At 60.8% G+C, this 12890-nt stretch carries 15 protein-coding genes; 6 read left to right on the top strand and 9 right to left on the bottom strand.

Translation table 11 applies throughout. The features are described from left to right. Positions 1-52: 52 nt before the first annotated feature. Positions 53-217 carry a YdcH family protein gene (locus tag ACR0FE_RS09105; protein WP_170614377.1) on the top strand — a complete coding sequence of 55 codons (165 nt, stop codon included), beginning with the start codon at positions 53-55 and terminating at the stop codon, positions 215-217. Between the two features lie 100 nt (positions 218-317). Here the strand turns inward: ACR0FE_RS09105 and yddG are convergent, their stop codons facing one another. From yddG to ACR0FE_RS09060, 9 genes are all read right to left on the bottom strand, one after another. After that, entirely contained in the window at positions 318-1184 is an 867-nt protein-coding gene (yddG, locus tag ACR0FE_RS09100; RefSeq protein ID WP_480912535.1) for an aromatic amino acid exporter YddG, read from the bottom strand. 80 nt (positions 1185-1264) lie between these two features. After that, positions 1265-1987 carry an acetoacetyl-CoA reductase gene (gene phbB / locus ACR0FE_RS09095; protein WP_170614379.1) on the bottom strand — a complete coding sequence of 241 codons (723 nt, stop codon included), beginning with the start codon at positions 1985-1987 and terminating at the stop codon, positions 1265-1267. Between the two features lie 187 nt (positions 1988-2174). After that, a complete protein-coding gene (locus ACR0FE_RS09090; protein WP_170614380.1) occupies positions 2175-3350 on the bottom strand; it encodes an acetyl-CoA C-acetyltransferase in 1176 nt (391 codons plus the stop codon). A gap of 191 nt (positions 3351-3541) precedes the next feature. Next, positions 3542-4375: an EAL domain-containing protein gene (locus ACR0FE_RS09085; protein WP_480912534.1), complete on the bottom strand. Its 834-nt coding sequence runs from the start codon at positions 4373-4375 to the stop codon at positions 3542-3544. Between the two features lie 113 nt (positions 4376-4488). Beyond that, a complete protein-coding gene (locus ACR0FE_RS09080; RefSeq protein WP_170614382.1) occupies positions 4489-4677 on the bottom strand; it encodes a hypothetical protein in 189 nt (62 codons plus the stop codon). 92 nt (positions 4678-4769) lie between these two features. Then, on the bottom strand, positions 4770-5741 hold the full coding sequence (locus ACR0FE_RS09075) for a sterol desaturase family protein (protein ID WP_480912532.1): 972 nt from the start codon (positions 5739-5741) through the stop codon (positions 4770-4772). After that, positions 5738-6124: a hypothetical protein gene (locus ACR0FE_RS09070; protein ID WP_480912530.1), complete on the bottom strand. Its 387-nt coding sequence runs from the start codon at positions 6122-6124 to the stop codon at positions 5738-5740. Before ACR0FE_RS09070 ends, ACR0FE_RS09075 begins: the two co-directional genes overlap by 4 nt. A 59-nt stretch (positions 6125-6183) precedes the next feature. Then, entirely contained in the window at positions 6184-6513 is a 330-nt protein-coding gene (locus tag ACR0FE_RS09065) for a hypothetical protein (RefSeq protein WP_170614385.1), read from the bottom strand. Between the two features lie 115 nt (positions 6514-6628). After that, positions 6629-7201, bottom strand: coding sequence for a TlpA disulfide reductase family protein (locus ACR0FE_RS09060; protein ID WP_170614386.1), 573 nt, complete (start codon positions 7199-7201; stop codon positions 6629-6631). Between the two features lie 21 nt (positions 7202-7222). Here ACR0FE_RS09060 and argH point away from each other — a divergent pair, with 21 nt between their 5' ends. From argH to ACR0FE_RS09035, 5 genes are read left to right on the top strand one after another with little or no spacing between them, the layout of a single operon-like run. Further along, on the top strand, positions 7223-8611 hold the full coding sequence (gene argH / locus ACR0FE_RS09055) for an argininosuccinate lyase (RefSeq protein ID WP_480912527.1): 1389 nt from the start codon (positions 7223-7225) through the stop codon (positions 8609-8611). A gap of 8 nt (positions 8612-8619) precedes the next feature. Further along, complete coding sequence (locus tag ACR0FE_RS09050; protein WP_170614388.1) at positions 8620-8793, top strand: argininosuccinate lyase; 174 nt, start codon at positions 8620-8622, stop codon at positions 8791-8793. 30 nt (positions 8794-8823) lie between these two features. After that, positions 8824-8973: a hypothetical protein gene (locus tag ACR0FE_RS09045; RefSeq protein WP_321249298.1), complete on the top strand. Its 150-nt coding sequence runs from the start codon at positions 8824-8826 to the stop codon at positions 8971-8973. Between the two features lie 55 nt (positions 8974-9028). After that, a complete protein-coding gene (gene lysA, locus ACR0FE_RS09040; RefSeq protein WP_480912525.1) occupies positions 9029-10294 on the top strand; it encodes a diaminopimelate decarboxylase in 1266 nt (421 codons plus the stop codon). Between the two features lie 36 nt (positions 10295-10330). Further along, positions 10331-12877, top strand: a complete 2547-nt coding sequence (locus ACR0FE_RS09035) for a TIGR02302 family protein (RefSeq protein ID WP_480912523.1) — start codon at positions 10331-10333, stop codon at positions 12875-12877. The last annotated feature ends 13 nt before the right edge of the window (positions 12878-12890 follow it).

Raw genomic sequence — 12890 nt, 5'->3', positions numbered from 1 at the left:
ATGTGGTCAACTTCCCATGTAATACTCAGACATCCAACTAAGGAGGATCGCCATGAGCGTGAGCGCACATCTGACGGAACTGAAGAAAAAACACGAAAGTCTCGGTCTCGAAGTGGAAAAAGCCCAACGCTCGCCAGGAATTGATGATCTCCATATTGCGCAGCTCAAAAAGCAGAAGCTCAAGCTGAAAGAAGAGATCGAACGCCTGTCCAATTAAAGCGTCCAGCACCTGACCTGAATCACTCTGTATCGCCAATGTCCCGAAAGCACCAAAGGCGCGAAAGGTTATTGGCGATGCAAGTTCAGGGCAGGGCGAACTAGGACTTCAGACTGGCCCGCGCCGCAATTGTGGCCCCGCCGGTGATCAACAGCGCCGCGACCGCCAGACCCCAGGACGGGGCGGCGATCCCGGCCAGAACCAGCGCAAGCGTAGACAGCAACGGTGCCGCATAGGACGCGGTGCCCAGTATCTGAATGTCGCCCCGCTTGACCCCGATATCCCAAACATAAAACGCCAGCCCGACCGGTCCCAGACCCAGGGCAAGGATCGATGCCCAGCCGAATGCGGTCGAGGGCCAGACCGTTTCTTCCACCGCAAGATGCAGCGCGCCCGAGGCAGTTGCCGCGGCGATGCAGAAAACGGCAACCGAACTGGTGGGGGTATCGCCCAGACGCCGGGACAGAACGGAATAGCCCGACCAGGTCAACGCGCACATCAGTGCCAGCGCATATCCGGGCAGGTGTTGCACCTGAAACCCGGTGCTGCCGCCACCGGCAATGATCAGCGCCGCGCCCGCGAAACCGAAGCAGGCACCAATCAGATGCCCGATGCGCAACCGCTCGCCGGGCAACAGCCCCGACAGCAGAACGATCAGCAAAGGCCAGAGATAGGCGATCAGACCCGCCTCGGCCGCGGGGGCCATCCTCAGTGCCGAGAAATATAGGGCGTGATAGCCGAACAGACCCAGCGTTCCGAACAGATAAGTTGTCCAGGGTACGCGCCCAAGTTGTTGCAATCCGCCGGTGGCCCAGGTCCAGATCAGGCCCAGGGTGCCGCCGATTGAAAAGCAGACGGCGTTCAGCAGCAACGGTGGTGTCGGTGTCGAGCCGACAGTGAACAGGGCCAGCAGGGACCACAGCAGCACAGCAATAAAACCAATCGCCGTTGCGCGCATTCTGGTCATGGGGCAGCCTCTTCGGGAATCTGAAATTGACAGGGCCGGCCCATTTGGACCGGCCCGTTCAAAATTGCAATCGCTCTTGATCAGACGAAGAACTGCGCACCGTTGGCCGAGATGGTCGAGCCGTTGATGAACTGGGAATCGTCCGATGCCAGGAACGCCACGCAGCGCGCGATTTCCTCGGGCTCACCCAACCGGCCGGCCGGGATCTGACCGATGATCGATTCGCGGACTTTTTCCGGAACCGCCATGACCATCTCCGTAGCGATATAGCCGGGGCAGATCGCGTTTGCGGTGATGCCCGCACGTGCACCTTCCTGCGCCAGCGATTTCACAATGCCCAGATCGCCCGCTTTGGTTGCGGCATAGTTCACCTGCGCGAACTGGCCCTTCTGTCCATTGATCGAGCTGATGACGATCACGCGGCCAAACTTACGCTCGCGCATGCCGGGCCAGACCGGGTGTACGGTGTTGAACACGCCGGTCAGGTTGGTGTCGATCACCTGATGCCACTGCTCGGGCGTCATCTTGTGGAAAGGGGCGTCTTTGGTGATACCGGCATTTGCCACAACGATGTCGATGGGGCCAACTTCGGCCTCGACCTTTTCGATACCCGCCTTGGACTCGTCATAGTCGGCGACGTTCCACTTATAGGTGGCGATACCGGTTTCCTCGGTGAATTTCGCGGCGGCTTCGTCATTCCCCGCATAGGTGGCTGCAACGTTGTACCCTTCGGCCTTGAGCGCCTTGGAAATTGCTGCGCCGATGCCGCGGGAGCCGCCGGTTACGAGTGCTGTACGTGCCATTTAGGAATCCTCCAAATTTAGTCGGCTTGGTAATTCTGTTACTCTGAGAGAGATTGGTGCGCAATATCGTTTCGTTCAGGTCTTTGCTTTTCTGCTCAGCGAAATTGTCGCAGCTACGGTGTAAGGCTTGATTGTAACAAAAAAGGGCGTCCGTGGGACGCCCTTTTCTATTTGGTTCTCAACGCACTTAGTCGCGCTCCACGCACAGGGCGACACCCATGCCGCCGCCGATGCACAGGGTCGCCAGACCCTTCTTCGCGTCGCGGCGCTTCATTTCGAACAGCAGCGTGTTCAGAACGCGGCAGCCCGAGGCACCGATCGGGTGGCCGATGGCAATCGCGCCGCCGTTCACGTTCACGATCGACGGGTCCCAGCCCATGTCCTTGTTCACGGCGCAGGCCTGCGCGGCAAAGGCTTCGTTCGCCTCGACCAGATCCAGATCGTCCACCGACCAGCCGGCTTTCTCCAGCGCCTTGCGCGACGCGTAGATCGGGCCCACGCCCATGATCGACGGGTCCAGACCGGCAGTGGCGTAGGATGCGATACGGGCCAGCGGCTCGATCCCGCGCTTTTCGGCGTTTTCAGCAGACATCAGCAGGGTTGCGGCCGCGCCGTCGTTCAGGCCCGAGGCGTTTGCCGCGGTGACAGAACCGTCCTTGGTGAAGGCAGGGCGCAGCTTGGCCATGGCTTCCATGGTCGCGCCGTGACGGATGTATTCGTCGCTGTCCATCACGATGTCGCCCTTGCGGGTCTTGATGGTGAACGGCGTGATCTCGTCGGCGAACTTGCCGGCCTTCTGCGCGGCTTCGGCCTTGTTCTGCGAGGCAACGGCGAATTCGTCCTGCATGTCGCGGCTGATCTGCCACTTCTCGGCGACGTTTTCAGCGGTCTGACCCATGTGATAACCGTTGAAGGCATCCCACAGACCATCGCGGATCATCGTGTCGATGTATTTCATGTCGCCCATCTTGTGACCGGCGCGCAGGGCGGCGGCATGGGGCGATAGGGTCATGTTTTCCTGGCCGCCGGCGGCGACGATTTCGGCATCGCCCAGCTGGATGTGCTGTGCGCCCAGAGCAACGGCACGCAGGCCCGAGCCACAGACCTGGTTGATGCCCCAGGCCGCGCTTTCCTGCGGCAGGCCGGCATTGATGTGCGCCTGGCGCGCGGGGTTCTGGCCCTGAGCGGCGGTCAAAACCTGGCCCATGATGGTTTCGCTAACCTCGCTTTTGTCGATTCCCGCGCGTTCGACAACGGCCTCAAGCACAGCGGCCCCAAGATCGTGGGCGGGGGTGTTGGCAAACGAGCCGCCAAAGCTGCCGACACCGGTACGTGCGGCGGATGCGATTACTACGTTGGTCATTCGATTAATCCTTTACCGTCATGGTCCTGTGGGAAATGTGACGGCGCAGATCGTAGAGGATCCCCCTGCAATCAAGAGCGCCCCGTGATCCCCGCTCCAGCACCATTTGGATATCGCAATGCTGCACGCGCAGCAACGGGCAGCTTGTCTCAGGGCGGCAGGTCGTAGGCTGAAGTGTGTTGCGGCAGGTGTTAAGTCCCTGTCTCCTGTGTCTTTTCCGCTTTCCATGGCGGTTTGACCGAGGGCGCGCCGAACAGAAAGCCCTGCAGGCAATCGACACCGCTGGCCACCAGAAACTCGGCATCCTGCTTGGTTTCGACCGATTCGGCAGTCACGAGGATCTCGAATTCGCGGGCAACCGCGATCAGGGCTCTGACCAGCGCCTGATTGTCGGGGTTCGTGCTGACACCACGCACGAATTGTCCGTCGATCTTGGCCGCGTCGAACAGAAACTCGCGAAAGTGGCGAAAGCTGAAGTTGCTGGCGCCAAAATCGTCCAGCGCAAAGGCGATGCCGCGGGCCTGCAGACGATCCATGAAATCGACCACCAGTTCCGGTACCTGCATCGCCGAACTTTCCGAGATTTCAAGGATCAGCCGTTCACCCAGAGCGGGGTCATTTTTCATGAACCGCTCAAGAATACGCGACCAGCGGGCGTAACCGATCGAGCGGGCCGACATGTTGACCGACAGACGGATCCCCGGATTGCGCGTCAGGGTGCGCAAACCCATTTCAAGCGCGACACAGTCCAGCTCGCGCCCGATTGGCGTGTTTTCAACCTCGGGCATGAACTCGCGCGCGGGAATGACCCGCCCGGTTTCGTCCAGCACCCGGATGAACCCTTCGTAGAACGCCACACGGTGGGGGGCATTGGCCTGCATGACCGGCTGAAAGGCCAGCTTGCATTGCTTGTGTTTCACCGCCTCTGTCGCCATTTGCACCGTCGACAAATCGCGCGAAGCCACCGCCGCGTTCAGCGGATTGTCCGCGCCTTCCGGCAGATCAGCCAGTTTCCTGTCCCGCATGGGCACGCCCAATCCTTGCGTAAGATCAATAGGGGTCCGCGCCCATATCAGAGCAAAGAAGTGAATCTGACGTTAATCGAGACAGAAGCGTAAAAGCTGCTATGTGCCGGGGATCATTTGGCCGATCGGCTGGTCTGGCGCAATGTGGTTGCTGCGCCGATCAGGGCCCCAAGAAGGCCCAGCGTCATCATTGCAAAGCCCAAACCCAGGAATACCGAAGGTCCTCCGCCAATGGCTGTCAGCATGGCAAGGACAAGGCCGGTCAGGCCAAAAACAGTATAAAGGGTCGTTGTACGAGACATAATGGCCTCCGGGCACGCTAAATCAAAACATCGTTCTAATATGAAGCCGGGGCCAATAATTTCAAGTATTCTGCGTAAGATAGTCGTTGCGCTCAGGATTGTTCCGCCTGTTTTGCGGGCAAAAATTCCTCGAGATGTTCAAATCCGGGCGTTCCGCGATCTTCGGGATGTCGGGCCAGATGGCTGGCCTTGATCTGCTCAGAATTCTTCCGGCTTCCGTCATGGCTGTAGCCCGGCGGCGCAAAGCAATAGGCCAGGCGCTGCCGCCATGTCAGCCCGGGCTGCGTCGCGTCGCGCCAGATGCCGACCCATTCGTGAAAGGCCACGCGCAGCGGGTTGAACGTGCCGATATTATGCACCAGCCCATAGTCGACACGGTCATCATCCTGTTCCGGTACAAAAGTACCGAACATCTTGTCCCAGATGATGAACACACCAGCATAGTTGCAATCCAGGTAACGCGCATTGCGGCCATGATGCGCGCGGTGATGGCTGGGCGTGTTCATCACTGCCTCGAACCAACGCGGCATTTTGCTGATGGCTTCGGTGTGAATCCAGAACTGATAGATAAGATTCAGCCCGCCGACGAAAAGCACCATCGCGGGGTGAAACCCCAGCAGGATCAGCGGCGCGCGCACCACCATCATGAAGGTGAATGTATAGGTCCAGGTCTGCCGCAGCGCCGTGGTCAGGTTGTAATGCTGCGAACTGTGATGGTTCACATGGCTGGCCCAGACCCAGCGGATGCGGTGGCCGAACCGGTGCACCCAGTAATAGCGCAGGTCATCCAGCAAGAAGCACAGGATTATCACCGGGATCGAGGTGCCAAGGTCCAGCGGCGTGATCCGCCACAGCCACATGAAAAAGGCGTATGCGATGAAGCCCAGCATAAAGCCCGAGGCGATGTTGCCCGCGCCCATGACCAGCGAGGTTACTGCGTCGCGCGTCTCATACCGCCCACCGCGGCCCCTGATGGCGATCCACAGAAACTCGGCCAGAATGGCGGCGATGAAGAACGGGACGGCCCATTGCACGGCGTCGGGAAAGCTCACTTGGTCGGTCATGAAGGGTCCATCATCAGACGCCAGTGCTGGCGTTCGCTGCCATCAAGGCTGAGGATTACGCGTGGGGTGCTGAAATCATGAAACTGAACCTCGATGCCTTTGGGATGGTCCATCCAGTCGAAATCAAGCAAATGCCGCGCCACGGTATCCGCACCGAACGACCACAACAGCCCCTTGCCAGCGTCCGTGCGGATCAGCGCCGCATGGCCGTCATGGGCAATCATGACATCAATGATGTAGTCCTCCGGGGCATGTCGCAGCCATTCCGACCGCGCCGTGTCCGGTGTCAGAAGGCGCAAACGGGACTTGCCCGTCGCATGCAGCAACAGGGTAATTCCGGCGATACCGCCGACCACCAGAACCAGCAGGATTTCAAGCGGCATTCCGTCCTCCCGCCGACAAGTTGCAAGGCGGATAACGGACTGTCAAAGGTGGCGTCGCGTCAGCCTTTTTCCAGACTTTCCAGGATTTCATGCTGCACCACGCGCCGGACGAACGGAACTAGACCTTCGGGACCAGACGTGCGGTCTTTCAGGTGAATGCAGATATCCGGACGGCGGGAGGCGATAATGCCCACCATTTCACCCCGTACCTTGTCATCCAGCCCCGCACCCATGATGGCGCATGCGATCCGGGGTTCGGCGTCCAGTTGCCGCCGCACCTCATCAGGATCATGTGCACCCAGCCATTGAATCGGCAGGTGATCCAGTTGCTGCGCGACATCCCCGATCACATTCGGCAAGCGTCCAATCAGCAAAACCACAGGTCTCATCGTCACCTCCATTCCCAAAACGCAAACTGCCCCGCCCAACAGGAGGGGCGGGGACAGTATATCACGAGATTGAAATGGACGGGCCTACATTACCGGATTGTACCGATGGTCTTTTTCAGCTTTCACCCTCTGTGCCGACCAGCGCCGCGATGATCGCCTTGGCGCTGTCCGAATTCCATTCCGCATCCCCGATCAGACGCGCGATTTCCTGCCCCTCGGGGTTCAGGATGACGGTGATTGGCAAAGCGATGACGCCGAATTCACGCGCGGCGGCCTGGCTGGGGTCCTGATGGCGCGGAAGGTTGACGATTCCGTTCTCGTCGAAGAACTTCTTGATCCCAGCCGGGGTGTTTCGACCGGTGGCCAGGGTGAGAACCTGAAATTTGTCGCCGCCGAATTCTTCCTGCAACTCTGCAATCTGGGGCATTTCCTTGCGACAGGGCGCACACCAGGTGGCCCAGAAATTCACCAGCACATATTTGCCGGCGTAATCTTCAAGTGTGCCGACCCCGCCGTCGTCTTCCAACTGGAACTCGATGGTCTTGGCCGGTTTGGGTTCTTTATGCAGGATCAGCCGTTTCAGGCTGCCGTCACGCAGCGGCGCCAGAGTTTCGGCATCACTAGCCAAAGCCGCATTTGCACCCAGCGCAAGGGCCATATAAAGGGGGATCAGACGTAACAGGCGCATATCAACTCCGGGTTTTCCAACATGACCGATCAATCCTCGAACCAGATGTGGGGCGGCCGCTTTGCCGCCGGACCAGACGCGATCATGGAGGCGATCAACGCCTCGATCGGGTTCGATCAGCGGATGGCAGCCCAGGACATCGCAGGCTCGCGCGCCCATGCCGCCATGCTGGCTGCCACGGGCGTTATAACTGATAGTGACGCGCAGGCCATTCGGGAAGGGCTGCTCACCGTTTTGTCAGAAATCCAGAACGGAGAATTTCAGTTCTCGACCGCGCTGGAAGACATCCACATGAATGTTGAAGCGCGCCTGAAGGAAGTAATCGGAGAGCCCGCAGGCCGTTTGCACACGGGCCGCAGCCGTAACGATCAGGTGGCAACCGATTTCAAACTCTGGGTCCGCGATCAGCTGGACGCGGCGGAAACCGGGTTGCTGGCCCTGATCCGCGCGCTTTTGGCGCAGGCCGAGGCCGGGGCGGACTGGGTCATGCCGGGCTTTACCCATCTGCAAACCGCGCAGCCAGTGACGTGGGGTCACCACATGATGGCCTATGTCGAGATGTTTGGCCGTGATCTGTCCCGCGTGCGCGACGCCCGCGCCCGGATGAACGAATCGCCGCTGGGTGCCGCCGCGCTTGCGGGCACTTCTTTCCCGATCGACCGGCACATGACGGCCGAGGCGCTCGGTTTTGACCGCCCCGCGGCGAACTCGCTGGATGCGGTCAGCGACCGCGACTTCGCGCTGGAATTCCTTTCGACCGCCTCGATCTGTGCCGTGCATCTGTCGCGCTTCGCCGAGGAACTGGTGATCTGGTCCTCGGCCCAGTTCCGGTTTGTGACGCTGTCCGACCGGTTCTCGACCGGATCGTCGATCATGCCGCAAAAGAAGAACCCGGATGCGGCGGAACTGATCCGCGCCAAGGTGGGGCGCATCTATGGCGCCAATACCGCGCTGATGATGGTGATGAAGGGCCTGCCGCTGGCCTATTCCAAGGACATGCAGGAAGACAAGGAACAGGTCTTTGACGCCGCCGACAACTGGATGCTGGCGCTGGCGGCGATGGAAGGCATGGTCAAAGACATGACCGCCAACCGCGACAGCCTTGCCGCCGCCGCCGGATCAGGTTTTTCGACCGCTACCGACCTGGCTGACTGGCTGGTGCGCGTTCTGGGCCTGCCGTTCCGCGACGCCCACCACGTCACCGGCGCGCTGGTGGCCATGGCCGAAGCCAAGGCCTGCGACCTGCCCGATCTGACCCTTGAGGATATGCAGTCTGTCCATGCCGATATCACGAATGATGTCTATTCTGTCCTAACCGTCGAAAATTCGGTAAACTCACGTCAGTCCTATGGCGGCACGGCACCGGATCAGGTCCGCGCCCAGGCCGAGCGATGGAAGGGACTGGTGTGAAACAAGTCATGCGCATCCTCATGCTGATCGCGGTCGGAGTTGCTCTGGCCGGGTGCGGCGCGGACGGCGAGCCGACCACCCCAACCATGAGCGCCAGTGTCGGTGTCGGATCAAATGGCGTTCACGTCGGCGCAGGCGTCGGATTCTGGCGCGGACCCGTCGGTGTGTTCTTTGGTGTCTGACCGGCCGAACGAAAGAACGAAAAACTCTTGATGAAAACCTTTCTTCTGATCCTTTCGCTGGCCGCCCTTGCAGCTTGCGACCCAAACTACAAACCGCGCTCTGAACCGGCGTCGGAACCCAGAGGTTCGGGCATTTCCATCTCGGGGTATGGCCGCGTGGGAATTTCGACGACAAAATAAGGGTTCCGCCGGAATCATTTGCTCCGAATGCCCTTTTTGGTCTAAGCGCGCAGTCATGGATCACTTTCTCTACCGCGACGGCGCGCTCTACGCCGAGGATGTCCCTATTTCCGAGATTGCAGCCGCGGTCGGAACGCCGTTCTACGTCTATTCCACCGCGACATTGCTGCGGCACTTTCAGTTGTTCGATGACGCGCTTGAGGGCACCGATCACCTTGTCTGCTACGCGATGAAGGCGGCCAGCAATCAGGCGATTCTGAAAACGCTGGCGCAAGCCGGTGCGGGAATGGACGTGGTCTCGGGCGGGGAATACATGCGCGCCAAGGCAGCCGGTGTGCCGGGCGACAGGATCGTGTTTTCGGGCGTTGGCAAGACGGCGGATGAAATTCGCACCGCACTGACCGGTGGCATCCGCCAGTTCAACGTGGAATCCGAGCCCGAGATGGAGGTGATCAATGCCGTCGCGCAGGAGCTGGACGTTGTGGCGCCGATCACAGTGCGGGTGAACCCCGACGTAGACGCCAAGACCCACGCCAAGATCGCGACCGGCAAGTCCGAGAACAAGTTCGGCATCCCGATTGCGCGCGCTTCCGAAGTCTACGCCCATGCTGCCAGTCTACCCGGGCTGGAGGTGATCGGCATCGACGTTCATATCGGCTCGCAACTGACTGAGCTTGAGCCGTTCGAGCTGGCATATACCAAGGTGGCGGAGCTGACAGAAAAGCTGCGGTCTGAAGGGCACGATATTCGTCGCCTCGATCTGGGCGGTGGCCTCGGTATTCCGTACACCCGCTCGAATGACGCACCACCACTGCCAGTGGAATACGGTGCACTGATCAAGAAAACGCTGGGCCATCTGGGTTGCGAGATCGAGATCGAGCCGGGCCGATTGATTGCCGGAAATGCCGGGCTGATGGTCAGCAAGGTGATCTATGTGAAATCCGGCGAGGGTCGCGATTTCCTGATCCTTGACGGCGCCATGAACGACTTGATCCGCCCCGCAATGTACGAGGCGTATCATGACATTGTCACCGTTCACGAACCCATGCCCGGGGTCGAACAGCAACCCTATGACATCGTGGGCCCGGTCTGCGAAACCGGTGATACCTTTGCCAAGCAGCGCGATATGCCGCCGCTGAACGCCGGTGATCTGGTCGCGTTCCGCAGCGCCGGGGCCTATGGTGCGGTGATGGCCAGCGAATACAATACCCGTCCCCTGATCCCCGAGGTTCTGGTGCATGGGGATCAATTTGCGGTTATTCGTGAACGCCCAAGCTTTGACGAAATCATAAACCGCGATACCATACCCCCATGGCTCTGACGCGATGATCGCACGGGCCTGATCAGGAGGCCCGCCTTGAGCGACAGATCAAACCTGCCTATTCCCCGGCTGTCGCTGTGGCTGACGCACGCAGGGATGCTGGCCGAGCGGGTTTTGCGCGCGTTTTGGCCGTTTTTCTCGGTTTTGATGGCCATTCTGGCCGCTCTGATGTTGGGTCTGCAGGATCTTGTCAGTGTCGAATTTGTCTGGGCGGCGGGCAGTGTCGCGCTGATCGGACTGCTTTCTGCGCTCATGTTCGGGGTCAGGCGATTCCATCTACCGACACGCGCCGAGGCGTTGGTGAGGCTAGATGAAACACTGCCGGGACGCCCGATCCAGGCCTTGGTAGACGATCAGGCCATCGGCTCCATGGACGCGGCCTCGGTCGCCCTGTGGCAGGCGCACCAAAAACGCATGGCACAAAAGGTGGCGCAGGCCGAACCCGTAAAGCCTGACCTTAGGCTGGCAGACCGCGACCCCTTTGCCCTGCGCTATGCAGCGCTTCTGGCGCTGGTGATCGCAACCCTGTTCGGGTCGTTCTGGCGTATCGGATCCGTGGCCGAGATGACGCCGGGTACTGCGACAGCGGGGCAGGGGCCAAGCTGGGAAGGCTGGATCGAACCGCCTAGATACACCGGTCTGCCGACGCTCTATCTGGCCGATCAGCCGGGCCCCGATCTGACGCTTCCACAGGGCAGCCGCATCACGTTGCGCTTTTACGGAGAAGTCGGGTCACACAGCCTGACCGAGACCACGTCTCTTTTGGGGGCCGAGGCCGAGACCAATCCCGAACAGGATTTCGTGGCCGAACATTCAGGGCAATTGAAGATCGAAGGCCCCGCAGGGCGCGAATGGGCGCTGAACCTGCTTGCCGACGCGGCGCCGCAGATTGCGGTGACCGATGTGGCCGAAGCCGAGGCGGGTGGTCAGATGAAACTGCCCTTTGCGGCAAGCGATGATTATGGCGTGGTCTCGGGCACCGCATTGATCGAACTTGATCTGGCCTCGGTTGATCGCCGCTTTGGCCTGACTGCAGACCCTGAACCGCGCGAAGCCGTGACCGTTGAACTGCCCATGCCGATCACCGGCGACCGGGCCGATTTCACGGAAGACCTGATCGAGGATTTCTCGGAACATCCCTGGGCACACCTGCCGGTCACGATAACCCTGATGGCACGGGATGCCGCCGATCAGGAAACCTGGTCCGATCCCTATCAGACGGCCCTTCCTGCGCGCCGTTTCTTCGACCCGCTGGCTGCCGCGGTGATTGAACAACGGCGTGACCTGTTGTGGGCCCGTTCCAATGCGCCGCGCATTGCGCAAGTTCTGCGCGCCGTGTCCCACCGCCCCGAGGATTTGTTTCGGTCCGACACCGCCTATCTGAGGCTTCGGGTCGTGCTGCGCCGGTTGGAGACGTTCACCGATTATGGCCTGAAGCCGGATCAGCAAGCCGAAATAGCCCAGGCCCTGTGGGATCTGGCCGTGCTGATCGAAGATGGCACTCTGGCCGATGCGCTGGAACGCATGCGCCGCGCGCAGGAGCGCCTGACGGAGGCGATGAAGAATGGTGCCAGTGACGAGGAAATCGCCGAGCTGATGCAGGAGTTGCGCGAAGCCACGCAGGATTACATGCGACAGCTTCAGCGGCTGGCACAAGAAAACGGTGAAGGCGGCGAGAACCAGACAGGCCCAAATGGCGAGTCTCTGCAGATGACCCAGGACGATCTGCAGCGGATGATGGACCGCATTCAGGAACTGATGGAACAGGGCCGCATGGCCGAGGCGCAACAGGCGCTGGAAGAGTTCCAGCAGATGATGGAAAACATGCGCGTGACCCAAGGTCAGGGGCAGGGCGGACAGTCCGAGGGTCAACAGGCCATGGAAGGGCTTGCGGAAACCCTGCGCGAACAGCAGGGCCTCAGCGATCAGGCGTTCCGGGATTTGCAGGAACAGTTCAACCCCGGTGCGCAGGCCGGCGAAAGCCGCGGCAACGAAGGCCGTTCCGGTGGCCTGGGCCGGGGCCAGAGCCATGAAGGCCAGGGCGGTCAGGTTGACGGCTCGGACGATCAGGCCGGCGGCGGACAACAGGGCCAGGGATCGCTTGCAGACCGCCAGCAGGCCCTGCGCGAGGAACTCAGACGTCAGGAACAGGGCCTGCCGGGTGCCGGAACCGCCGAAGGTGAAGCGGCGCGCGAGGCGCTGGGCCGCGCCGGTCGCGCCATGGACGAAGCGGAAGACGCCCTGCGCGGCGACGATCTGGCCGAAGCCATTGACCGACAGTCCGAAGCGATGGAGGCCCTGCGCGAGGGCATGCGCTCGCTGGGCGAGGCGCTGGCGCAGAACCAACAGAACCAACCGGGACAGGGCTCGCAGGAAGGCGACATGGAGGCCAACAACCGCGATCCACTGGGCCGCAGCCCGGGTGCTGCCGGGTCGATCTCGACCGACGACAACCTTTTGCAGGGGGAAGACGTCTATCGCCGCGCGCGTGAACTGCTGGACGAAATCCGCCGCCGCACCGGTGAATCCGATCGGCCCAAGATCGAGCTGGAATACCTCAAACGCTTGCTGGAACGTTTCTGACGCTTGGTTTTGC

The sequence above is a fragment of the Ruegeria sp. K7 genome (assembly GCF_056531785.1).
The sequence above is the reverse complement of the archived record's forward strand: the minus strand, read 5'-3'. Positions and strand labels throughout refer to the sequence as shown.

Bases quoted from the DNA above. Each gene is read 5' to 3' on its own strand.
- ACR0FE_RS09105 (WP_170614377.1), top strand. From the start codon at position 53: ATGAGCGTGAGCGCACATCTGACGGAACTGAAGAAAAAACACGAAAGT.
- yddG (WP_480912535.1), bottom strand. From the start codon at position 1,184: ATGACCAGAATGCGCGCAACGGCGATTGGTTTTATTGCTGTGCTGCTG.
- phbB (WP_170614379.1), bottom strand. From the start codon at position 1,987: ATGGCACGTACAGCACTCGTAACCGGCGGCTCCCGCGGCATCGGCGCA.
- ACR0FE_RS09090 (WP_170614380.1), bottom strand. From the start codon at position 3,350: ATGACCAACGTAGTAATCGCATCCGCCGCACGTACCGGTGTCGGCAGC.
- ACR0FE_RS09085 (WP_480912534.1), bottom strand. From the start codon at position 4,375: ATGCGGGACAGGAAACTGGCTGATCTGCCGGAAGGCGCGGACAATCCG.
- ACR0FE_RS09080 (WP_170614382.1), bottom strand. From the start codon at position 4,677: ATGTCTCGTACAACGACCCTTTATACTGTTTTTGGCCTGACCGGCCTT.
- ACR0FE_RS09075 (WP_480912532.1), bottom strand. From the start codon at position 5,741: ATGACCGACCAAGTGAGCTTTCCCGACGCCGTGCAATGGGCCGTCCCG.
- ACR0FE_RS09070 (WP_480912530.1), bottom strand. From the start codon at position 6,124: ATGCCGCTTGAAATCCTGCTGGTTCTGGTGGTCGGCGGTATCGCCGGA.
- ACR0FE_RS09065 (WP_170614385.1), bottom strand. From the start codon at position 6,513: ATGAGACCTGTGGTTTTGCTGATTGGACGCTTGCCGAATGTGATCGGG.
- ACR0FE_RS09060 (WP_170614386.1), bottom strand. From the start codon at position 7,201: ATGCGCCTGTTACGTCTGATCCCCCTTTATATGGCCCTTGCGCTGGGT.
- argH (WP_480912527.1), top strand. From the start codon at position 7,223: ATGACCGATCAATCCTCGAACCAGATGTGGGGCGGCCGCTTTGCCGCC.
- ACR0FE_RS09050 (WP_170614388.1), top strand. From the start codon at position 8,620: ATGCGCATCCTCATGCTGATCGCGGTCGGAGTTGCTCTGGCCGGGTGC.
- ACR0FE_RS09045 (WP_321249298.1), top strand. From the start codon at position 8,824: ATGAAAACCTTTCTTCTGATCCTTTCGCTGGCCGCCCTTGCAGCTTGC.
- lysA (WP_480912525.1), top strand. From the start codon at position 9,029: ATGGATCACTTTCTCTACCGCGACGGCGCGCTCTACGCCGAGGATGTC.